This is a genomic window from Microbacterium sp. NPDC090003 (genome assembly GCF_044748385.1).
In the GTDB taxonomy this organism is placed as follows: Bacteria; Actinomycetota; Actinomycetes; order Actinomycetales; family Microbacteriaceae; genus Microbacterium.
The window spans coordinates 2,066,843-2,088,113 of sequence record NZ_JBIVFW010000001.1 but is presented as its reverse complement, the minus strand read 5'-3'; the positions used below and the strand labels follow the sequence as shown (position 1 = coordinate 2,088,113).

25 protein-coding genes and 1 tRNA gene are annotated in these 21,271 nt (G+C 67.0%); 10 read left to right on the top strand and 16 right to left on the bottom strand.

The features are described from left to right. Positions 1 to 27: 27 nt before the first annotated feature. Positions 28 to 477, bottom strand: a complete 450-nt coding sequence (locus ACIPVN_RS10065) for a hypothetical protein (protein ID WP_400442551.1) — start codon at positions 475 to 477, stop codon at positions 28 to 30. Positions 478 to 614: 137 nt separating this feature from the next. Between ACIPVN_RS10065 and ACIPVN_RS10060 the strand changes: the two genes are divergently transcribed. After that, positions 615 to 1,037 (top strand): NUDIX hydrolase, encoded by a 423-nt coding sequence (locus ACIPVN_RS10060; RefSeq protein WP_400442549.1) that lies wholly within the window; start codon positions 615 to 617, stop codon positions 1,035 to 1,037. 40 nt (positions 1,038 to 1,077) lie between these two features. On the opposite strand, the gene ACIPVN_RS10055 is transcribed toward ACIPVN_RS10060, so the two are convergent. Further along, entirely contained in the window at positions 1,078 to 1,506 is a 429-nt protein-coding gene (locus ACIPVN_RS10055; protein ID WP_400443351.1) for an aminoacyl-tRNA deacylase, read from the bottom strand. 65 nt (positions 1,507 to 1,571) lie between these two features. After that, a complete protein-coding gene (locus ACIPVN_RS10050; RefSeq protein ID WP_400442548.1) occupies positions 1,572 to 2,096 on the bottom strand; it encodes a DNA helicase in 525 nt (174 codons plus the stop codon). A 146-nt stretch (positions 2,097 to 2,242) separates the two neighbouring features. On the opposite strand from ACIPVN_RS10050, the gene ACIPVN_RS10045 reads away from it, so the two are divergent. Then, positions 2,243 to 2,800, top strand: a complete 558-nt coding sequence (locus ACIPVN_RS10045; RefSeq protein WP_400442546.1) for a peptidylprolyl isomerase — start codon at positions 2,243 to 2,245, stop codon at positions 2,798 to 2,800. A gap of 21 nt (positions 2,801 to 2,821) precedes the next feature. Further along, positions 2,822 to 3,724, top strand: coding sequence for a rhomboid family intramembrane serine protease (locus ACIPVN_RS10040; protein WP_400442544.1), 903 nt, complete (start codon positions 2,822 to 2,824; stop codon positions 3,722 to 3,724). A gap of 183 nt (positions 3,725 to 3,907) precedes the next feature. On the opposite strand, the gene ACIPVN_RS10035 is transcribed toward ACIPVN_RS10040, so the two are convergent. After that, a complete protein-coding gene (locus ACIPVN_RS10035; protein WP_247624028.1) occupies positions 3,908 to 4,147 on the bottom strand; it encodes a cell division protein CrgA in 240 nt (79 codons plus the stop codon). 102 nt (positions 4,148 to 4,249) lie between these two features. On the opposite strand from ACIPVN_RS10035, the gene ACIPVN_RS10030 reads away from it, so the two are divergent. Genes ACIPVN_RS10030 through ACIPVN_RS10020 form a run of 3 tightly spaced genes read left to right on the top strand, consistent with a single transcriptional unit; the run spans position 4,250 to position 5,842 of the window. Next, entirely contained in the window at positions 4,250 to 5,044 is a 795-nt protein-coding gene (locus tag ACIPVN_RS10030; protein WP_400442542.1) for a class E sortase, read from the top strand. Positions 5,045 to 5,060: 16 nt separating this feature from the next. Then, on the top strand, positions 5,061 to 5,216 hold the full coding sequence (locus tag ACIPVN_RS10025; protein ID WP_391479659.1) for a hypothetical protein: 156 nt from the start codon (positions 5,061 to 5,063) through the stop codon (positions 5,214 to 5,216). After that, positions 5,213 to 5,842 (top strand): anthranilate synthase component II, encoded by a 630-nt coding sequence (locus ACIPVN_RS10020; protein WP_400442540.1) that lies wholly within the window; start codon positions 5,213 to 5,215, stop codon positions 5,840 to 5,842. The genes ACIPVN_RS10025 and ACIPVN_RS10020 overlap by 4 nt, the downstream gene beginning before the upstream one ends. A 12-nt stretch (positions 5,843 to 5,854) precedes the next feature. On the opposite strand, the gene pknB is transcribed toward ACIPVN_RS10020, so the two are convergent. The 7 genes from pknB to ACIPVN_RS09985 form a co-directional block, all read right to left on the bottom strand. After that, positions 5,855 to 7,549, bottom strand: a complete 1,695-nt coding sequence (gene pknB, locus ACIPVN_RS10015; RefSeq protein ID WP_400442538.1) for a Stk1 family PASTA domain-containing Ser/Thr kinase — start codon at positions 7,547 to 7,549, stop codon at positions 5,855 to 5,857. 48 nt (positions 7,550 to 7,597) lie between these two features. Next, positions 7,598 to 9,376 carry a protein kinase gene (locus ACIPVN_RS10010; protein WP_400442536.1) on the bottom strand — a complete coding sequence of 593 codons (1,779 nt, stop codon included), beginning with the start codon at positions 9,374 to 9,376 and terminating at the stop codon, positions 7,598 to 7,600. Then, entirely contained in the window at positions 9,373 to 10,827 is a 1,455-nt protein-coding gene (locus ACIPVN_RS10005; protein ID WP_400442534.1) for a penicillin-binding transpeptidase domain-containing protein, read from the bottom strand. Before ACIPVN_RS10005 ends, ACIPVN_RS10010 begins: the two co-directional genes overlap by 4 nt. 73 nt (positions 10,828 to 10,900) lie before the next feature. Next, a complete protein-coding gene (locus ACIPVN_RS10000; RefSeq protein WP_400442532.1) occupies positions 10,901 to 12,286 on the bottom strand; it encodes an FtsW/RodA/SpoVE family cell cycle protein in 1,386 nt (461 codons plus the stop codon). After that, on the bottom strand, positions 12,283 to 13,584 hold the full coding sequence (locus ACIPVN_RS09995) for a PP2C family protein-serine/threonine phosphatase (protein WP_400442530.1): 1,302 nt from the start codon (positions 13,582 to 13,584) through the stop codon (positions 12,283 to 12,285). The genes ACIPVN_RS10000 and ACIPVN_RS09995 overlap by 4 nt, the downstream gene beginning before the upstream one ends. A gap of 7 nt (positions 13,585 to 13,591) precedes the next feature. Then, positions 13,592 to 14,128: an FHA domain-containing protein gene (locus ACIPVN_RS09990; RefSeq protein ID WP_400442528.1), complete on the bottom strand. Its 537-nt coding sequence runs from the start codon at positions 14,126 to 14,128 to the stop codon at positions 13,592 to 13,594. Then, entirely contained in the window at positions 14,121 to 14,837 is a 717-nt protein-coding gene (locus ACIPVN_RS09985; protein ID WP_400442526.1) for an FhaA domain-containing protein, read from the bottom strand. The genes ACIPVN_RS09990 and ACIPVN_RS09985 overlap by 8 nt, the downstream gene beginning before the upstream one ends. Before the next feature lie 178 nt (positions 14,838 to 15,015). Here ACIPVN_RS09985 and ACIPVN_RS09980 point away from each other — a divergent pair. Beyond that, positions 15,016 to 15,098 (top strand) — tRNA-Leu (locus ACIPVN_RS09980). 209 nt (positions 15,099 to 15,307) lie between these two features. On the opposite strand, the gene ACIPVN_RS09975 is transcribed toward ACIPVN_RS09980, so the two are convergent. Then, positions 15,308 to 17,083, bottom strand: coding sequence for a hypothetical protein (locus tag ACIPVN_RS09975; RefSeq protein ID WP_400442524.1), 1,776 nt, complete (start codon positions 17,081 to 17,083; stop codon positions 15,308 to 15,310). Further along, positions 17,080 to 18,168 carry a hypothetical protein gene (locus ACIPVN_RS09970; protein ID WP_400442523.1) on the bottom strand — a complete coding sequence of 363 codons (1,089 nt, stop codon included), beginning with the start codon at positions 18,166 to 18,168 and terminating at the stop codon, positions 17,080 to 17,082. The genes ACIPVN_RS09975 and ACIPVN_RS09970 overlap by 4 nt, the downstream gene beginning before the upstream one ends. A 143-nt stretch (positions 18,169 to 18,311) precedes the next feature. Between ACIPVN_RS09970 and ACIPVN_RS09965 the strand changes: the two genes are divergently transcribed. The 3 genes from ACIPVN_RS09965 (at position 18,312) to ACIPVN_RS09955 (ending at position 19,607) form a co-directional block, all read left to right on the top strand. Beyond that, the gene (locus tag ACIPVN_RS09965; RefSeq protein ID WP_400442521.1) at positions 18,312 to 18,890 is read left to right on the top strand and encodes a hypothetical protein; all 579 of its coding nucleotides are present in this window, start codon (positions 18,312 to 18,314) and stop codon (positions 18,888 to 18,890) included. 104 nt (positions 18,891 to 18,994) lie between these two features. Then, positions 18,995 to 19,249: a helix-turn-helix domain-containing protein gene (locus tag ACIPVN_RS09960; RefSeq protein WP_400442520.1), complete on the top strand. Its 255-nt coding sequence runs from the start codon at positions 18,995 to 18,997 to the stop codon at positions 19,247 to 19,249. A gap of 40 nt (positions 19,250 to 19,289) precedes the next feature. Next, on the top strand, positions 19,290 to 19,607 hold the full coding sequence (locus tag ACIPVN_RS09955; RefSeq protein ID WP_400442518.1) for a hypothetical protein: 318 nt from the start codon (positions 19,290 to 19,292) through the stop codon (positions 19,605 to 19,607). Positions 19,608 to 19,649: 42 nt separating this feature from the next. Here ACIPVN_RS09955 and leuD read toward each other — a convergent pair whose 3' ends face one another. The 3 genes from leuD to ACIPVN_RS09940 form a co-directional block, all read right to left on the bottom strand. Continuing rightward, entirely contained in the window at positions 19,650 to 20,246 is a 597-nt protein-coding gene (gene leuD, locus ACIPVN_RS09950) for a 3-isopropylmalate dehydratase small subunit (RefSeq protein WP_400442517.1), read from the bottom strand. Between the two features lie 81 nt (positions 20,247 to 20,327). After that, positions 20,328 to 20,702, bottom strand: a complete 375-nt coding sequence (locus ACIPVN_RS09945; RefSeq protein WP_400442515.1) for a hypothetical protein — start codon at positions 20,700 to 20,702, stop codon at positions 20,328 to 20,330. Beyond that, a complete protein-coding gene (locus tag ACIPVN_RS09940; protein WP_400442513.1) occupies positions 20,699 to 21,220 on the bottom strand; it encodes a hypothetical protein in 522 nt (173 codons plus the stop codon). Before ACIPVN_RS09940 ends, ACIPVN_RS09945 begins: the two co-directional genes overlap by 4 nt. Positions 21,221 to 21,271 lie beyond the last annotated feature (51 nt).

The window sequence follows — 21,271 nt, the reverse complement described above, 5'->3', positions numbered from 1 at the left end:
CCGACCCACGCTACTCCGCCACGCGCCTCAGCTCACGGCGAGACGGATGCGTTCGGTGAGCAGTTTCCTGTTCGCCGCGGTGAGCTCGAGCAGGGCGTAGGCGGTCGGCCACATCGTGCCCTCGTCGAGGTTCGAGATCGGTTCGAAGCCGAACGTGCCGTAGCGCACCTTGAACTTGCTCGCCGGCTGGAAGAAGCACAGCACCTTGCCGTCCTTCCCCCACCCGGGCATGCCGTAGTACGTGCGGGGCATGAGGTCGGGGGCGACCTCCATGACGAGTTCGTGCAGGGCGGTGGCGAGCTTCTTGTCGTTCTCGTCGGGCAGCTTGTCGATCGCCTCCTTGAGGTCGGCCTCGCCCGCCGCCCGCTGCTCCTCGGGCGTCTTCTTGGCGCGAGAGCGCTTCGCCTTGGCCTCTTTCGCGGCCGCCTGCATGGCCTCGCGCTCTTCAGCGGTGAAGTTCTTCGTGTCCTCGCCCATGACGGCTCCTCTCGGGATTACTGATGAACTCAGCGTAAAGACGTGGCGGTCCCGGTGGCTTCTCTATTCGTGATCGATCGGCCGCGGCATCCGTCATACGCGGAGATCCCCCGGTGAGGGCCGGTTAGTGTGGGGGCATGGACCTGCGTGTGGCGGCATACGCGGTCGTCACGGACGACGACGATCGCCTGCTTCTCGCGCGCTGGATCGAGGGTCGCCGCGTCGCGTGGACGATGCCCGGTGGGGGCCTCGAAGCCGGGGAGTCGCCCGAAGACGCCGTGCGCCGCGAACTCCGCGAGGAGACCGGATACACGGTGAAGGTCGGCGAGCTGCTCGGCATCCACTCCCGGGTCATCCCCGCCGGTCAGCGCGTGCACAAGGCCGATCGGCCGCTGCACACCCTCCGCATCGTGTACCGGGCGACGGTGACGGGCGGCAAGCTGCGCTACGAGACCGACGGGTCGACCGACATGGCGGGATGGTTCACGCGCTCGGCCGTGGCCGAGCTGCAGCGGGTCAAGCTCGTCGACATCTCGCTGCGCATGGCCGGGATCTTCTGACCGCAACAGCGGGGAGAGCGGATGCCCGGGACGAGGCGTCTCAGACGCGCGGCTCCTCGGGAACCGAGATGTCGGCGACGGTGGCGCCGTAGGCGGCGATGAGATCGTCGGCCTCGACGAAGAGGCTGTATCCGTGCGCCCCCGCTCCCATGGCGATGCGCTGCCCGACGATCGACTCGTCGGCGAAGACCGGCCAGTCGGTCGTGCTGCCGATCGGCACGATGGTGCCGCGCTCGTAACCGGTGGCGGCGAGAGCCAGGTCGGCCTCGGGGAGCCGTAGCTTGTTCACGCCCACGACGGCGCGCAGCTTGGGCCACGAGATCGAGCGTCCACCCGGGATCAGGGCGAAGAGGTAGGTGTCGTCGGCGCGCTTGACCACGAGGGTCTTCACGATGCCGGACGGGTCGAGCCCCAGGAGCTCGGCTGCCTCGAAGAGGCTCCGCGCCTCCGGCCGCTCGCGGATCTCGATGTCGAGACCGCGAGCAGCGGCGGCGTCGGTGACCCGCGCATGCGGGTCGGTGGAGCGTTCGGCGCTCACGCGTCGGGCGCGGAGAGCGGGTCGTCCGCGACCCAGAGCTCGTCGTCCGCGCGCAGAGCGGTCCACGCGGCGTAGAGCACCGCGGCGGCCGCTGCGGCACCGAGGATCAGCGCGACGATCGAGCCGAGGCCCGAGTTCTTCTGCTGCTTCTTCTGGTGCGCCTTCTGCGCCTTCTTGATCTTCTTCGAGACCGGGGCGACGATGCCGTGACGCTTGTTGTTCGCGACGTCCCAGGCGCTGAGGGCACTGCCCACGACGCCGCCGACGATCGGAACGACCTTGTCGTCGACCACGTGCTTGCCGATCTTCACTCCGCGGTCGACCACGGGGGCGACACGACGGTTGTAGGCGTCCTGCACAACCGGTACGACCTGCTCCCGGTAGGAGTGGCCGAGCTGGTGGCTGGCCTCTCGGGCGACGCCGGCAGCGTGCCCGACGAGCTCCTGCTGCGCCTCCCAGAGCTGGTTCGCGTCCTTCTGAAGACGACGCAGTTGCTTCTTCCGCTTGCGGCTGAGGCTCACGATGCTCTCCTGTCGATGTGGAGTACGGGTTCCCCATCCTGCCAGACAAGTCTGTACGGGGGGAGGGAATCGCCCACCCCTTGACTTATCCCGAGATGTGCAGGAGAACCCGGCGAACACACCGGAAGCTCTGCGAGAATGGACGTATGCCTCACGCTTCCCATGTCGCAACCCTGCACACCAACCACGGTGACATCGTCATCAACCTCTTCGGCGATCAGGCCCCGAAGACGGTCAAGAACTTCGTCGGCCTCGCCGACGGCACCCAGGAGTGGACGCACCCCGCCACCGGCAAGCCGGGCGAGGGTCCTCTCTACAAGGACGTCATCTTCCACCGCATCATCCCGAACTTCATGATCCAGGGCGGCGACCCGCTCGGTCAGGGCGTCGGTGGTCCGGGCTACAACTTCAACGACGAGATCAACGCCGAGCTCAACTTCGACCAGCCGTACATCCTCGCGATGGCGAACGCCGGCCTGCGCCGCAATGCCATCACGGGCGAGGCCGAGGGCACGAACGGATCGCAGTTCTTCATCACGACCGACCCGACCCCGTGGCTCAAGGGCAAGCACACGATCTTCGGCGAGGTCGCCGATGACGCCTCGAAGGCCGTCGTCGACAAGATCGGCTCGGTTCCCACCGGCGCCGGTGACCGCCCGATCGAGCCCGTCGTGCTCCAGTCGATCGACATCGTCGCGGCCTGACGACGACGATCGCCGATCCGGATGACGACGCCTGAGTTCGCGAGCAATCGCGACAACTTCTGTTACCGGCATCCGGATCGGCAGAGCTTCGTGCTCTGCCAGCGCTGCCTGCGTACGATCTGCGGCGAATGCCAGACGCCCGCAGCGGTCGGGGTCATCTGCCCCGAGTGCATGAAGGCCGAGCGCAAGAACCGCACCCCCGCGCAGAAGCGCGCCGAGCGCCGCTGGGGCGGAGGTTCGACGGCCGCCGCCATGGGTATCACCCGCAGCGGGCGGCCACTGGTCACATACGCCCTCCTGGCGGTGACCTCATTGATCGGTCTCATCCAGCTCATTCCCGGGGTGGGTGAGGCACTCACGCAGCAGATGGTGTTCGCGGCCGCTTACCTCTACCCCGAACTCTCCGGAGCGCCTTTCCAACCCTGGCGCCTGCTCACGGCGGTGTTCGCCCACGGCGGCTTCGTCCATCTGGCGCTGAACATGCTGGCTCTGTTCCTGATCGGCCAGAGCCTCGAGCCCATGCTCGGCCGCGTGCGCTTCCTCGCGCTCTATCTGATCAGTGGTCTCGGTGGCTCGGTGATGGTCGCTCTTCTCGACCCGAGTCAGCCGACGGTCGGAGCCTCCGGCGCGATCTTCGGGATGATGGCGGCGCTGCTCATCATCGGCCGCCACATCGGAGCGAATGTCACGGGACTCCTGGTGATCCTGGGGATCAACTTCGTCTACGGGCTGTTCTTCGGCGGCGGGAGGATCTCGTGGCAGGCCCATCTCGGCGGACTCGTCGTGGGCGCCCTCGTGGCCTACATCATCGTCAAGACGAAGCGCCGGGAGCAGCGGATCTGGCAGATCATCACCCTGGCGGCGCTGACGATCGTGCTGCTCGTCGTGGTCTTCGTCGTTCCCCCGCTGATCATTCTGGCCTGATGAGAGGTTGTTAACAACTCTGTTAACACCTGTGAATAACACTCGTGTAATTCTCCCCAGGTGTGGATAGACCTGTGGATAACTCTGTGGGTGGCTTGTGAGTTCCTGGGGATACCGGCCACCCGGGAACGACGAAGGCCCCTCGCCGGAGCGAAGGGCCTTCGGAAGTCGTGGGTGCGGAGATCAGCGCCAGCGCGTGGTCATGAGGAAACCGATCAGCGCGATGCCCAGGCCGATGCCGAGGTTCCAGTTGCCGAGACCCGGGATCGGGAACTGCTGGCCGGAGATGTAGAACACGAGGATCCACGCGAGGCCCAGCAGCATGAAGCCGATCATCACCGGCTTGAACCACACGGCGTTGGGAGCGGCGTCGCCTTCGGCGCGCTCGACAGCGGGTTCTTCGGTCTTTCGGTCTCGTGCCATTCCAGCATTGTACCGAAGTCGGATGACGATCCCGAGTGCGGATGCCGGGGCGCCGCGCGACACGCGCGGCACGCCCACAGCGCGACGGGATAAGATCGCGCCATGACTGCATCCGTCGTGCCTGGGGGGCGACGCGCGCAACGGTCCCGTCGACGGTCGCGCGCCACGTTCGCGAGCGTCCTCGGGGAGCTCCTGCTCACCGCCGGCGTACTCGTTCTGCTGTTCGTCGCCTGGCAGATGTGGATCGGCGACATCATCATCGCCGCCCAGAAGAACGAAGAGGGAGCGGCCGTCTCGGCTGAGTGGGCCGCCGGCCCGACGCCCGAGCTCCCGCCGCTCGTCCAGGGCGATGACGGTACGACGTACTACGAACCGGTGATCCCCGCGCCGCCCGCCGACACCGAGCAGCTCGGCCAGATGCACATCCCGCGCTTCGGTGCCGACTACAACTACGGCATCTACGGTGGCACGACGCGCGCCCGCACGCTCGACAACCTCGGCATCGGCGTCTACACCAACTCGAAGATGCCCGGCGAGGTCGGCAACTTCGCGATGGCCGGGCACCGCACGACGTGGGGTAAGCCGTTCAACCAGCTCGACAAGCTCCAGATCAACGACGCGATCGTCGTCGAGACCAAGGACGGCTGGTACACCTACCGGTTCCGCACGCTCGAGTACGTCAAGCCGACGCAGACCGACGTGCTCGCCGACGTGCCGCAGATGCCCGACGTCGCGACCGGTGAGCGCTATATCACCCTCACCGCGTGCTCTCCCCTGTACTCGCTGGCCGAGCGCATCGTGGCCTACGGGGTGTTCGAGAGCTTCCAGCCCCGCGCCGAGGGCCCGCCCCCGGCGCTGACCGACCCGCCGCCGCCCCCGGCGGCACCGTCCATCTAGAGGCACGAGGAGAAACATGTACGCCGCGATCTGGCGCCTGCTGCCCGGCCCCTGGTGGATCCGTCTGCTCATCGTGCTCGTCGTCGTCGGTGCGATCCTCTACGGGCTGTTCTGGTACGTCTTCCCGTGGATCAGCCCCATCATCAACCCGGGCGAGGTCGACCTCGAATGACCCGGGTGCTCGTGGTCGACAACCACGACAGCTTCGTGCACACCCTCGTCGGCTACCTCCACGAGCTCGGCGCCGAGACCTCGATGATCGAGGCGGATGCCGTCGACGCCGCAGAACTCGACGCGCTCCTTCCCGCGTTCGACGCCCTACTCCTCTCTCCCGGCCCCGGCACCCCGGCAGACGCGGGGGTCTCGGTCGATGCCGTGCGACTCGCGGCCGAACGACGGATGCCGCTGCTCGGCGTCTGTCTCGGTCACCAGGCGATCGGCGAGGCCTTCGGCGCCCCGGTGACCGCGGCGCCCGAGCTCATGCACGGCATGGTGTCGGCGGTCGTGCACGACGGCTCGGCGCTGTTCGACGGCATCCGCTCCCCCTTCGACGTCGGGCGGTATCACTCGCTCGGGATCGCGGCATCCGATCTTCCCGAGGCTCTGCGCGCCACTGCGCAGACCGCATCGGGCACGATCATGGGCATCGCACACCGTGACCTGCCGATCGTCGGCGTGCAGTTCCACCCCGAGAGCGTGCTCACCGAGAGCGGCTACCGCCTGCTGGCGAACTGGCTCGCTCTCGCCGGCGACACGGATGCCGTGGCGCGATCGGCCGGGCTCGATCCGCTGGTGTAGCGCGAACCGAGGTCAGTCGGCGGGAACGGTCGAGCAGAAGCGCAGTTCGACGGTCGTCCCGATCGCCACGTCACCGGGCGCCGCAGACATCGACAGCACAGTGTTCGGGACCTCTTTCGGCGCGCACTCACCTTGGTCGACCGGGCTGGGCACGAGACCGATCTTCTCGAGCTCCTGCTTCGCCGCGTCGACCGTGAAGCCCCCGAGGTTATAGAGAGCCATCTTGCCGCTCGCGACGACGAGGTTCACGACCGTTCCGGGCGCGACCTCGGTATCAGCCGGCTGACTCGATTCGATGACCGTGTCACCGGCGATCTCGGGATCATTCCTCTGGATGACCGTGCCGAGTTCGAGTCCGGCATCCGTCAACGCCTGTCGGGCGGCGTCGAGCGCCATGCCCTCGATGGCGGGGACGGTGACCGTCTCCTGACCCGTCGAGACGTAGATGGTGACCAGGTCGCCCTTCTCGATGGCGACACCGGCTTGCGGATCGGTGCGGATGACGTTGCCCTCGGCGATATCGGAGCTCGTCTCGAGCACCAGCTTCGCCTCGAGGTCGAGTTCGGCGAGATCGGACTGCGCGCGGTCGGAGGCGACGTCGACCAGGTCGGGCACCACGCGAGCGGTCTGCGGCACCTCGGGGGGACGCATCGTGACCACCCAGAACAGCACCGAGGCGATGAGCACGGCGAGCAGGGCGACACCGGCCCAGATCCACGCGACGGGCGGACCCGACTGCGTGCGCGCCATCGTGGTGTCGGTGCTGAGCTGGCGCAGCGATCGAGCCGTCTCCTGCGCCTGGCGCGGGTTGGCGCCGTAGAGCTCGCTCGTGAGCGCGCCCAGCTGCTTGCGGGTCGGGGCTTCGCCCGCGACCGCGGCGTCGAGAGCCGACCGGAAGTGCGCGGCATCCGGGTAGCGCTGGTACGGATCCTTGGCGAGGGCGCGCAGCACGATCGGGTCGAGGGCGCCCGGGGAGTCCTCGTTGAGCTCGGTGGGCGGCACCGGGGTCTCGCTGACGTGCTGGTAGGCCACGGCCACGGGCGATTCGCCCCGGAACGGCTGGCGACCGGTGAGCAGTTCGTACAGCACGACGCCGGTGGAGTAGAGGTCGGCACGGGCGTCGACGGGCTCGCCCTTGGCCTGCTCGGGTGAGAAGTACGCGGCCGTGCCGATGATCTGCGTGGTCTCGGCGACCGTCGACGAGGAGTCGGAGACGGCACGGGCGATGCCGAAGTCCATCACCTTGACCTTGCCGTCGGGCGTGACCATCACGTTGCCCGGCTTGATGTCGCGGTGCACGACACCTGCGCGGTGCGAGTAGTTCAGCGCCTCGAGGATGCCGTCGACGTAGCGGATCGTGTCGTCGAGGGGCACGGGTCCCGCCGCGATGATGTCTTTGAGCAGCGTGCCCTTGACGAGCTCCATCACGATGTAGGGCGGGTCGTCGGACGAGGCGTCCGCCGCCGAGTCGCCGGCGTCGAAGACGCGAACGATCGATGGGTGCGACATGCGCGACGCTGCCTGCGCCTCGAGCCGGAACCGGGTGCGGAACGCGGTGTCGCGCGCCAGGTCGGGGTCGAGGATCTTGATCGCGACCTCGCGACCGAGGGTCAGGTCGTACCCGCGGTAGACCTTCGCCATGCCGCCGTGCCCGATGAGCTCGTCGACGCGGTACCTACCCGCGAGAACGCGTGGCTCTGTGGACACGGATGACCCCCCTGGGACAACTGGACGTGATGTGCGGTGGAGTAAAGGCTACCCTCCGTTGCCTGTATTCCCGCCGTCACCGCCGTCGTCTCCGTTGCCCGGGTCGACGACCGCGCCCTGGATGGCGGTGGACTGTCCCTGGGGGGAGACACCCGACTCGCGGTCACCGCAGAAGGCCTTGTAGGTGCCGGTGACGACCTGCCCGGCCGTGCCGGTGTTGATCGAGATACCTGCGGTCGTCTCACCCGGTCCGAAGCTCTTCGTGGTCACGGCCGGCTGGCCCGGCCCCGCGAACGAGGCGTTCGTGATCGTCACCTCGTACGAGGAGAGGGTTCCGGTGCCGTTCGGGCAGGAGAACGCCGTCCAGTTGATCGTCGCCGTGCTGCCCTCGAGGAAGGTGCCGGAGAACGTCGGCGCGTTGTTGGGGGCACCGACCTCGGCCTGGTTCGCGTAGAGGTACAGCGTGATGTCACTGCCGACGTCGACCGAGCCGCGCGGTTCGACGCGCTCGACGGCACCCTGGAGGTCGGCCGAGGGCGCGATGGTCGTGCCGGTGACGCAGTTCGGGACCAGACCCGCATCGCGGGCGACCTGCAGGGCCGCCTCGCACGTCATCCCCGGCAGCTGCAGGGCATCGACGTCGACCGGCTCCGGTTCGGGAGGCGTGGTCTCGGTCGGAGTGGGCTTCGGGGTCGGCGTGGTCGAGGTCGACGTGCTCGGAGTCGGGTCGGCCTCTCCGCCTCCCTGGTTCATGAGCGCGAAGACGGTTCCGCCGAGCACGATCACCAGCAGAGCGATCAGTGCGACCAGCGGCCACGTCCAGGGACTGCGCTTCTTCTTCTTCGTGCCGTCGGGCGCTTCGTCGTCGCCTGCTCCGGTGGGGAGCTGCGCCGTGGTCGGCAGCACGCGGGTGGCCCCGTCGTCGCCGTTCGCGGTGAGGATGCGTGTCGCGTCGTCGGCGACTCCGCCCGTCGCGATGGCGGGCACGGCGATCGCCGCGGAGTTCAGGTCGCCGCGGCGCAGCGCCTGGGCGGCGCGCGCGACGGTGGCCGACGACGACGGACGGTCGCTCGGCTTCTTCGCGATCATCGCCATGACGAGGTTCTGCACGGGGATCGGCACGGTCGGCGGCAGCGGCGGCGGCTGCTCGTTGATCTGCGCCATCGCGATCGCCACCTGCGACTCGCCCGTGAAGGGGCGCTTGCCGGCGAGGCATTCGTAGGCCACGATGCCGAGCGAGTACGTGTCGGTCGCGGGGGAGGCCGGGTGACCCGACGCCTGCTCCGGCGACAGGTACTGCACGGTTCCCATGACCTGACCGGTGGCCGTGAGCGGCACCTGGTCGGCGATGCGCGCGATGCCGAAGTCGGTGATCTTGACGCGGCCGTCGGGCGTGATCAGCAGGTTTCCCGGCTTGATGTCGCGATGCACGAGACCGGCCGCATGCGCGGCCTGCAGAGCGGATGCCGTCTGGGCGACGATGTCGAGCGTCTTGTCGGCGCTCAGCGCTCCGTCTCGCTCGAGCACGGTCGACAGCGCCTCGCCGGGGACGAGCTCCATGACGAGATAGGCGCTGCCGTTCTCCTCGCCGTAGTCGAACACGCTCGCGATGCCCTCATGGTTGACGAGTGCGGCGTGACGGGCCTCGGCGCGGAAGCGCTCGAGGAACCCGGGGTCACCCATGTACTCGTCCTTGAGGATCTTGATCGCGACGGTACGTCCGATGACGTGATCCGTCGCCTCCCAGACTTCACCCATGCCACCGATCGCGATACGCGACTGCAGCTCGTAACGACCACCGAACGACACACCCTGCGTCGGTCTCATCTGCCCAGCACCGCCTCTATGACCTTCTTCGCAATCGGAGCGGCGATCGTGTCGCCGGATCCGGATTGACCCTGTCCTCCGCCGTCTTCGACGACGACTGCCACCGCCACAGCGGGGTCGTCCGCCGGCGCGAAGCCGGTGAACCACAACGTGTGCGGCTTGTTTCCGTTCTCAGCGGTGCCGGTCTTACCGGCCACGTCGATCCCGTCTATTCTTGCACCCTGCGCAGCGCCCGTTGAGACGCTCGCGACCATGGCATCCGTGACCTCGTCGGCGACGTCGGGCTCGAGCGCACGGCCGAACTCGGTGTCGTCGTAGGAACGCACCACCGAGAGGTCGTTGCCGATCACCTGGTCGACCATCCGCGGGTTCATCACGAGCCCGTCGTTCGCGATTCCGGCGGAGATCATGGCGACCTGCAGCGGCGTCGCGGTGACCTGTCCCTGCCCGAATCCGGAGAGGGCCGTCTGCGCGTCGTCGAGCGCACGCGGGTAGCTCGACGCCGTCGACTCGAGCGGGGTCTCGAAGCTCTGGTTGTACCCGAACTTCTCGGCCATCTCACGGATCGCGTCGTCTCCGAGCTTGACCGCGAGCTCGGCCATCGGGATGTTGCAGCTGAGGCGGATCGCCTCGGCGATCGTGACGGTCTCGCCGCCGCCGCATGTGCCGCCCCACGCGTTCGACACGCGGTTGCTCGAGCCGGGAAGCGTATACGAGGCGGGGTTCGGGAGCGTCGAGTCGGGCGTGAAGTCACCGCTCGCGTAGGCCGCGGCCGCCACGACGAGCTTGAACGTCGAGCCCGGCGGGTTGAGGTCACCGGCGATCGCACGGTTCGAGAGCGGCTTGAGCGGGTCCTGCACCAGCTGGTCGTACGTCGCGTTCGCAGCATCCGCATCGTGCGTGGCGAGCAGGTTCGTGTCGAAGCCGGGCGTCGAGACCATGGCGAGGATGCGGCCCGTGCTCGGTTCGATCGCGACGACCGCGCCCTGCAGTCCTCCGAGCGCGTCGTAAGCCGCTTTCTGCGCCGCGGCGTCGAGGGAGAGCTCGACACTGAAGCCGGTCTGCGGCTGCCCGGAGAGGATGCGCTCGATCTCGGAGAAGAACGCGCTCGAACCGGTACCCGACAGATCGGCGTTCATCGCCTGTTCGATGCCGGTGCGGGAATCCAGGGCGGCGTTGAAGTACCCGGTGACAGGTGCCCACATGCCGGCGTCGGCATAGACGCGCTGGAACTGGTAACGATCGTTCGACGGCACGGACGTCGCGACGTTCGCCCCGTCGATGATGATCGAGCCGCGCTGGATCTCGAAGCTGTCGAGGCGCGTGCGCTGGTTGTTGTCGTTCTGGGCCAGCGCGTCGGCGTCGACGACCTGGATCCAGCTGGTGGCGGCGAACAGCGCGATGAACATGAAGAGCATCACGATGCTCAGGCGACGCAGTTCACGAGTCATACGGCACCCCCTCGGGGTGACGTGCAGCGCGGTTCCTGAGCAAGGAGCGCAGCGACGCGTCGAAGGGCGCGTGTCATCCGATCACCACCCTCGGTTGGCGGCGGACGCCGTCGGAGATGCGCAGCAGCAGTGCCACGATGAGCCAGTTGGCGACGAGCGACGAACCGCCCGCGGCGAGGAACGGTGTGGTCAGACCCGTCAGCGGGATGAGGCGGGTCACGCCGCCGACCATGATGAACACCTGCAGGGCGATCGTGAACGAGAAGCCGATCGCGAGCAGCTTGCCGAAGTCGTCCTGACCGGCGAGACCGATGCGCACGCCGCGGCTCACGAACACCATGTACAGGCAGAGGATCGCGAACAGGCCGATCAGCCCGATCTCCTCGCCGAGGCTGGTGATGATGTAGTCGCTGTGGGCCAGGGGAGTGACCCAGGGGCGACCCTGACCCCAGCCGGTGCCGATGAGCCCGCCGTGCGCAAGACCGAACAGGCCCTGCATGGGCTGGTAGCCGGCGTTCTCGGGGTCTACCTGGTTCGGGTCGAACAGGAACAGCCAGTTGACGAAGCGCCCGCGCACGTAGCTGAGGATCTGCGTCGCGAGGGCGACGCCCGCGGCCACGAGCCCGAGGCCGATGACGACCCAGCTGGTCTTGCCGGTGGCGACGTACAGCATCGCCACGAACATGCCGAAGATCAGGGTTCCGGTGCCCAGGTCGCGCTGCAGCACGATGATGCCGAGCGAGATCAGCCACACCACCAGCACCGGACCCAGCTCGCGCATGCGCGGCCAGGTCATGCCGAGGAAGCGCGTGCCCGCCGAGGTGAGACTCTCGCGGGTGCGCACGAGGTAGCCCGCGAAGAAGATCGCGAGGCAGATCTTCGCGATCTCACCCGGCTGGAAGGCGAACGCACCGCCGAGCGAGACCCAGACGGCCGCATTCGCGTCGGGGATGCGCAGGCCGGGCACGAACGGCAGCAGCAGGAACACGATGCCGACGAAACCGAAGATGTACGTGTAGCGGAAGAGGACGCGGTAGTTGCGCAGCAGGATCACCGCGGCGATCGCGCCCGCCAGCGAGATGCCGGTCCAGGCGAGTTGCTTCGTCGAATAGGCATCCCACCCCGTGAACGACTTGGCGATGTCGATCCGGTAGATCATCGCGATGCCCAGGCCCGTGAGCAGGGTGGCGATGGGAACGACGAAGGGATCGGCATCCGATGCCACGACCCGCAGCACGATGTGCAGAGCGAACGCGAGCACGGCCAGGCCGCCGCCGATCGCGAGGATGGCGGGGTCGACCGTGCCGAGGGCGCCGAGCTGCACGAGGGTGAGCGCGGAGCCGGCGATCAGCACGGCGAACAGGAGCAGCCAGAACTCGCGGTTGCGCTGCTTCTGCGGGGTGCGGATGCGCTTCAGAGCCTTGATGACCGCGGTGTCGGCGGAGACGTCGGTGCTCATCCGTCACCCCCGTCTTCGGCGGGCGTCTCGGTCGGGGTCGGCGTGGGGAGCGGGGTCGGCAGCGCGTTGGCATCCGCACCCGCTCGCAGGCGGTCGACGATGGCCATGGCATCCGACAGCGATCGGGCCGTGATCGTGCGCTCGACCGAGGCGCGCTGGTACTCGGGCAGGTTCGCGAGCAGGATGTCGGTGTCTTCGACGGGCGTCGACAGGGTGATCGGGCCGATGTTCTGCTGCACGCCCTGGAAGATCACCACGCTGTCGTCGTCGGCGCCGATGAAGTAGCGGGTCTGCGTCCAGCTGTAGGCCGCGAAGGCGGCGAACCCGAGCATCGCGAGCACCAGGAACATCGCGGCGATCCAGCCGACCCGGCGACGCGTCGCGCGTCGACGGTCCTCCTCGATGAGCTCTTCGAGGTACTCGGCGGCCGGCTCGAAGTGGCTGGGATCGTTGGCCGCCTGCCGCACGGGATGCAGCCAGTTGCCGCGCGGTGCACGCACCGGCGGCACGATGATGCCCGAGGGGTTCGAGGCCGCGCCGACGATCGTGGGGGTGCCGGAGGAGAGCGGGTGCTGCCCGCCGACGTCGACGAGCACGATCGTGACGTTGTCGGGGGCACCGCCGTCGAGGGCCTGCTTGAGGAGGTTGTCGGCCGTGCGCCCCGGCGCGAGGCCCAGGCGCATCGCCTTGAGGATGCGATTCTCGTCGACGACCCCTGAGAGGCCGTCGGAGCAGAGCAGCCAGCGGTCGCCCGGCTGCGTCGGCATGACGAACATGTCGAGCTCGGGGTCGGAGTCCATGTCGCTGAGCACGCGCATGAGCACCGAGCGACGCGGGTGGTAGCGGGCCTCCTCGGGCGTGATGCGGCCCGAGTCCACGAGCCGCTGCACGAAGGTGTGGTCGGCGGTGATCTGCGTCAGGACGTCGTCGCGATACAGGTAGATGCGCGAGTCACCGATGTGGCCGATGACCGCGTACTCGTCGACCATGATGATCGCGCTGACCGTGGTGCCCAGGCCCGCGAGCTCGGGGCGGTCCTTCGCGGCACGGATGAGATCGCCCGCAGCGGTCGTCGCGGCGGCCTGCAGCGACGCCTGCGCGTCGTCGGTCGAGGCGTAGGCCTGGTCGAGCGGTTCGAGGCGCTGGATCGCCAGGCTCGAGGCGACATCGCCGCCCGCGTGGCCGCCCATGCCGTCGGCGACGACGAACAGGTTGGCCCCGGAGTACCCGGAGTCCTGGTTGTTGGAGCGGATCTTGCCCGTATGGGAGATCGCAGCGCTCGAGCCCTCGAAGACCATGCCGGCGTCAGGCTCGCAGCTCGAAGGTCGTGGCGCCCACCTTGATGGGGGTGCCGAGCGACAGCGAGACGGGGGAGTTGCCGACGCGCTGGCCCGCGACGAACGTGCCGTTGGTGGAGTCGAGGTCCTGCACCGCCCACGCGTCGCCGCGCAGGATCAGGCGGGCATGGTGGCTGGACGTGTAGTCATCACGGATCACCAGCGCCGACTCGCTCGAGCGGCCGATCGTGAGCGTGTCGTTGCCGAGGGGGAGTTCGAGTCCCGCCTTCGGGCCCGAGGTGATGACGAGGCGCTGGGCGGTCGCGACGGTCGCCGGCCCGGTGGAGGGCTTGGCGGAGGCGGGCTTCGCCGCGGCCGGCTTCGCGACAGGGGCCGCCGGGGCGGTGGTACCGGATGCCGGGGCACCCGCAGCTGCCTCGGCCGGGAGCTTGCGCACCTTCACGCCGAAGAGGTCGGCGCGCAGCGAGTAGACCACGCCGAACACGAAGAACCACAGCAGCACCAGGAAACCGATGCGCAGGAGCAGGAGGACCAGTTCACTCATGGATGCCTCCGAACGCACGGGTGGCGTCGCTGACACGCGCCGGTACCGACTGCGGCACGACGCGGAAGACGAGATCGGTGCGACCGATCGTGATCGTGGTGTCGGAGGGGAGGGCCGCTTCGCGCAGCTTCTGCCCGTTGACCTTGGTGCCGTTGGTGGAGCCGAGGTCGCGCATCATGGCGCGCTCACCGTCCCACAGGATCTCGGCGTGCTTGCGGCTCGATCCTGCATCCGCGATGGTGATGTCGGCATCCGTGCCGCGTCCGATGACGGTGCGTGCGCGGGTGATGCGGTGACGGCGACCGTCGACGTCGACCACAGCCTCCCAGCTCACACGGCCTTCGACCGTTCCCGAGCTCACGCGCACCGTTCCCGTCGACACCTTCTCGTCGGGTTCGAGTGCGATCGAGAGCGGGCCGGCGAAGCTGTAGCCCTGCGACTTCGAGTGCTTCGTGAGGAGGGCGTGCAACTCGTCGGTCAGCGCACCGCCGAGTCCGCGCATGCGCTCGGCGTCGTCGGCACTGAGGCGCACCACGTAGTTGTTGGGCGCGATGATGCGGTCGCGGCTGACGACCGCCGCCTTCGTGTCGGCCTCGCGCCGAAGCGCCGAAGCGATCTCCACCGGCTGGATGCCGCTGCGGAAGGTCTTCGCGAACGCGCCGTTCACGGCGCGCTCGAGACCCTTCTCAAAGCTGTCAAGTAGTCCCACTGGGCTCCTCTGGCATGCCAACTGGTAGGGCCATCGTAGCCAGGTGTGCTGAAGATCCGCCCCGCGACGGGCTCGCAGTCGCGGATTTCCGGGGTTTTTCGGGGTGCGGGGGGAGTTTCTCGTGGGGTCGTGACGCGTGATAGCCTTACGAGGTTGAGTTCTTCGGAACGAGACACTCGCGCGAGTGGCGGAATGGTAGACGCGCTGGCTTCAGGTGCCAGTGTCCTTGCGGGCGTGGGGGTTCGAGTCCCCCCTCGCGCACAGGGCTGGTTCATGAAAAACATGTGAATCAGTTCATGAAATGCGAGTTCGGCGGTTGCCTCGGTGAGAATCGGGGCAACCGCCGCTTCATTTTTCGGCAGGCATCGCCCTCGAACCGGCCAATCCGCGCTCGCCGCAGTATGAGCCCACGACGAATAGCCCCTCGGGGGGCCATTCGACTTTCTGTTCTGTTCGGAGCGTGTCGCCGGCTACGCAGGGGGCGCGAGCGGTTCCCTGGTCGCTGGTCGCGCATGCTGGACCTTTTCGGCTGAGAACTTCTTCTTCGACTTTCGGCGACGCATACCCTCTGGCGTGCATTCCTCGATGAGGGCACGCACGAGGACGCGCACGTTGTATGCAACTGCCATCAGCGCAGTCGCGAGGCTGTGATAGGCCTCGCCGCGACCGGGGCGCTTGGCGGCGGACTCCAGGTCCGTGAAGCGGGTGTGCTTGATGGATTTGTTGACGGACTCGACCTGGTTGCGCTGGCCGTAGGCCTGCTTCCATTCGCTCGTGCCCCAGGCGTAACGCTGGAGGTGCTTGACGACGTCGGCGTGCGGGTCCAGCTGGAAGCCGCCGCGCAGCGTGTTCTTCGCCGCGGAGACCCTTTTGCCGGTCGCGGGGTCGAATGCGATGTAGGTGCGGGGGTCCGGGTACGTGAAGCGCTGCTTACCGCGCTTTGCCGCTTCCTTTCGGATGCCGCCGTGCCGCTTCAGCGCGTATGCCTTGCGGGCTTCGATGGCGTCCTCGACGTCTTGCCAGGTGAACAGCTCTCCGGTTTCCGGGTCAGGCTCGTCGTTGTGGAACCAGTAGGTGATGTACCGGAGACGGTTGGGCATGTAGTCCACGTACAACGCTCCATCGACCACGATGGCGTGATAGCCCGGAACGGTCGCCTGGACGCCGAACTGGTCCTTCTTGTAGTCGAAGGCGAACTCCCATCCGTCGACGCGGAGGGGCTGCTGGAAGTTCTCCGACTTCTGGCCGTTGAACGCGCGGTCGGCGGCGGCGATGCCGCGCTGTTCGAAGGTGCGCGAGTGCTGGTGCATGGCTTCCCGCGGTTCGTGCTTGATGTTGCCGGGGCGGTGGAAGCCGACCCCGGTGATGAGGCGGCAGAACGCGGGGTGGCGTTTCCGGTCGTAGCCCTCGGTGTCCATCATGGTGACGATGTCCATCTCGAATGCCGGGATGGGTGGCATCTTGGGCGCGTCGTCTCGATGCGCGTGGTTGTAGGTGCCGGCGGTGAAGTCGACGTTGGTTGCCAGACCTCCGGGACCGAGAGACTTGCTGTACTCGAGGACTTCTGGGTCGTTGAGTGGCTTCCCGTTACGCACGAGGGTCGTCGCCCGCGAGTGCACCTTGCCCAGGATGGGGACGTTTGTCGAGTCCACGGAGACGTCTCCGTTGTAGCGCTCGCGGTAGCGCTGCGGGAGCAGTGCGACGGATGCGTCCACGAGCGCCTGTCGCACCCAGCGGCTGCGGTCGGCGCGGGTCTCATCGCGGGCGGACTCGGCGTCGACCTGCTCTTTGAGGGTGAGTCGGCGCCTCTTCTGGGTGAGGTAGTACGGGTCGATGAGGTGGCTGAGGCGGCTCTTGGCGCGCCAGTGTCGGTGGTACCAGGTGTTCTCGTCGGCTTCCTCCCACCGGATGCCGAGCGCCTCGAACTGCTCGGCGGAGAGACGGTGGGCGAGGGTGTCGGCGAACTCTTGGTATTGCGCGCCCTTGCTCCAGACCGCGGTGATGAGTTCGATGACGAGGACGGCGCGGAACGGAATCAGGGCCTTCCGACCCGATGCCTTCTTGCGCTTCGCCTGCGCCCAGCCTTCCAGGGCCTGCGGTACGCCGGAACGGTCGACGATGTCCACGAAACTGTTGAACAGCTCCATCGGCATCTCACCGGTCACTGCCATCGCCCGCTTGTAGGCGAAGTGGCCGACGCCGATAACGTTTCGCAGTTCGGTGTCGAGGTCCAGCTCGGTGCTCACAGCTCGACCTCCCCACGCAGGAAGTCGATGTAGTTGTCGTCGGGGACATCCTCGACGTAGTGCAGGAGCCGGCCGAGGTGTTCGAACTTCTCGAAGCCGCCGGCGATGAACAGCGACTTGATGTGGGCGATGGTGCGCAGGTGAGTGACGAGCCAGGTTGCGCGCAAGCGGAGTCCGTTCGGGGCGTCGCCGTCCGTGTGCTGGGTGAACGCGGACAGCGCCGCAGTGGGCCGTTTCCGGTTCGGCATCCCCCACAGCGTCTGGTGTCCGGCCGGGACCTTTTCGAGGACGGCTGCCATCCATTCGTCCCATTCGGCGAGCACCGGCACGCTGCGCTCAAGGTCACCGGCCACGTGAACGACGTAACCGCCCGCGGAGGTCCGCTCCACATCCTCCGCGCGGACCTCAACCAGCTCACCCGCCCGGAGACCCGCACCAGCGCACATGATGAGCGCGAGCATGCAGCGGTACACCTTGAGCGGGGTGCGCTGCGCGACCGCCCACTGCCGGAACTCGGACATCTCCTCCGCCGTGTACGGCGCGGCCGTGGTCTTGCGACTGAGAGCGGTCATCTTCTCGCCGTGCTCCTCGGGGAGCAGGACTTCGGAGATGCGCATGAGGTAGCCGCGGTAGTTGCGGCGGGTACCGTCGGCGAGCTTGAGGCGCTTGTCGTTGACGTACAGGTCGATGGCCTGCCGAGACCAGATGGTCTCCGCGTCCAGCGGCCATCCTCGCCGCAGGCACCAGGAGACGAAGTGCGACGCGGCCCGGATGAGAACCTCCGCGGAGTACGGGGTCATCGGTGCCGCGACGGACACGGCGTCGCGGACGAACGGGCCGATGCGCTCCCACATTGCCCGGTCGATTTTCGGGACGTAGTCCGTCATGAACGCGACCACCGCCAGGGGCAGGATGGCCCACGAGGCGCGACGGAGCGCCTCGACGAGGGCGGAGCCGACGGTTGCGACACCCCGCAGGGTGCCCAGGTTCTCGCGGAGCACGACATGGTGGCGTCGAGCCCAGGTGGTGTCGTTGTAGTGGAGCTGCTTGGACTCCCGGATAAGGTGTTTCTGGTTTTTCCGCACGCTCTCCTAGGCGGCAGCTCTCGTAACGGAACACGTCCGATAAACCACTTCTCGCGTGTATTCTTTTTCGAAGCATGGAATAGGCAACCGCACCTGGGTGTTAGCCAGTTCGTGCAGTGCATAATCAGCAGGATGGAGGCTCCATGGTGCGACCTATTGACGGTCGCGGGTTCGCTTTCGTGCCCCGGGAACTCGTAAAGCAGCCGAAAGCGTTCGGATCCGCACCGGGTCTTCTCGAGCCTGTTCATGAGGTCGCCGTGACCAGTGAGCGATATCGGGCCGCGATGGTGCAGCACGTGATGGCCTCAACGGTGCGGGCGGAACTGTTGAAGTCGCGGGGGCTCACCCCGGTGGCCTTTGCTGAGCGCATTGCCGAACGAGGTCTCGGCGCGGATCGAGTGCGTCGGGTCTTCCGCGGGGAGACCATGGCGCAACTCACGGACCTGATGTTCTGGATGGGCCACTTCCCCGCCGTCGCCGAGGCGATTTCCGAGCAGACTGGGGCATGGTTCGGCGCGAACAACGACGCTGAAGATGACACCGTGATCCCGACGACGGTGTCCGCGTCGACACCTGTTCCTGTCGAAGTAGATCGCCGGTTGGACGCTCTCAGACAGCAAATGGCCGCACAGAGGTCAGAACCCGTCGCACCCGCGGTGCGCAGCGGCCCTGAGAATCCGTATGTGTCGGCTCCGCGTGGCATGCGTAAACCCCCGCGATAAGTCGCAGGATAGATGAACAATAAACCTTGCTTGTGAGGTCTCACAAGCAAGGCCTGCCGGGCAGGGTGTTTTCGCTCAGGCCTTGTGCCGCACAATTTCATGTGATGTGGGATTACGACAAGGCCAAGGAATTCGGTGCATCACTGAAGTCGCTTCGCCACGAACACCAACTGACGCAGGAGCAACTGGCTCATGCGTCCGGCCTGACGAAGAATCAGATCCAGCTCTTTGAGGCGGGTAAGGGATCCGGTGCAGCGGGGAGCGTCAGCCCAGCGAACCCCACTCTTGCAAGCATCGTCGGACTGAGTGCCGCGTTCGAGATGAGCGTCTCGGAATTCTTCGCCGCCGTCGATATGTGACCTGTCACTGCCGCAGGAGGGCACCGCGCATATCCAAGGCGTGACCGACTACCTGACTCCCACCGCAATCCTTTTTCACCGTCCGAGCGCCAGCCTGAACGCCGACGAGCGCGCCGCCCTCGACTCTCTCGTCGCATGCATCGACGAGATGGATGGGCTTGCGGCGACCAGTGACGCCCACCGATGGGCGCGCACCGCGCGGCGCGTGGAGGGTGCCGCCTTTCGGGCGGGCGACCTCTCGCGCGCGGACGGTGATCTGTCTCGCGCGGAGCGTGAGTGGATCGCCGTTCAGCGGAGGGATGCGTTGAACAGCTTCCAGCGGGATCGGCTATCGGCGATCCCGGGTTGGGAGTGGTGAACCCTGGGCCGCATCGGACGGGCGGGGTCTGCGGGGATGCCCTCAGCGTGCGGGGAGCGTCCTGGGCAGCCAGGCCGGGCGCCGTTGCTCGAATGCGGCTATGACGTCCTCGTGTTGCAACGTGAGGGAGATGTCGTCCAAACCCTCCAGTAGGCGCCACCGGGTGTAGTCGTCGATCTCGAAATCGAGAGTTTCGGGACCTGCCTGCAGCGTTCGCGACTCCAGGTCGACAGTGATCTCCGTGTCCGGGTCTGCATCGAGCGTCCGCCACACCTGCTCGATGGCGGGCTGCGGAAGTTCACCCGCGAGGAGACCCTGCTTGCCGGAGTTGCCCCGGAAGATGTCGGCGAACCGTGGGCTGAAGACGGCGCGGAAGCCGTAGTCCCTCAACGCCCAGACAGCGTGCTCTCTGCTGGACCCGGTTCCGAAGTCGGCTCCGGCGATGAGGGTGGACGCGCGTTCGTATCGGGCGTCGTTCAGCACGAAGTCGGGGTCTTGTCGCCAGGAGTGGAACAGCGCGTCCTCGTAGCCGGTCTTCGTCACCCGCTTCATGAAGCGGGCGGGGATGGTCTGGTCGGTGTCGACATTCGTCTTCTTCAGGGGCATCGCCACGCCCGTGAACGTCTCGAACTTCTCCATCACCCGTCCGTCTCTGTCGTGCCGCTGTCGATATTGCCGGGGTGAGGCCGCGGTGTGCGTGGGCGACCTCACCCCGGGATCTTAGAGGGCGACGGTGGGGTAGTCCTTGCCCAACCAGTGGGAGAGCTTGGTGGCGTACTCCCGCTGGAAGGACAGCGGACCGCTGTTCTTCAGGTAGTCCTCGTCGTAGATGGCGATGAAGATCGTCAGGCAGAGGAAGAAGTGCGCGCCGATCTCGAAGAGGGTGACGTAGTCGTGCTCGATGAGCGCGCGACGCTCCTGGTCGGTGAATTCCAACCAGGAAGTCGTCTCGATGGAGTTGTTCGTTCCCAGCCGGCGCCCGTACTCCGCTTCCCACCGGTCGACGAGGGCCTCGGGTTCGCTCTTGTACTGAGCGAGCAGCTCCGGGTTGCCATCCACCTGGAACAGGAACTTGTTGACGTAGTAGACGCTCATCGGGAGTCTCCTTCCGGGTACCAGGTCATGTACATCTCGCGCGTGTGAAACAGGTCGAGCTCATCGACGTAGGCCGCCTTCTCCGGGCCGGCGATACCCATCATCAGGATGAGGTCCAGGAATCCATGGGTGGCGTTGCCGGACCCGCTCATGCTCTCGTGCGTGACGTTTTCGAGGATCGCGTCGATGTCGCCGGAGGCGAGCCAGTCGATGGCCTTGCGGTCGAAGACGGGGTCAGGCCCGGTCTCACCGAACTGCCGCGGGCCACCCAGCTCGAGGGACAGGTGCCCGCTGCCGATAGCGGCGATCTTCCTGTCCGACGGGTACTCGTCGATGATGGAGCGAATGGCACGGCCCAGGTCCCAGAACCGCTTCGGGCTCGGCAGCGGCGGCGCGAAGATGTGTGCGAGCGGCGAATGAGCATCTTCACGGACACGCCCAATATCGTGCTGAGCTCTTCCAGGGCGCCGATGTTCAGCCGGGTCGGCAGCTCGTCGCGGATGCGGGACTGAGGCCACGGGTTGTCCACAGTTTCTTCCACAGCTTTGTTCGACGAAGAGCTCAACCGG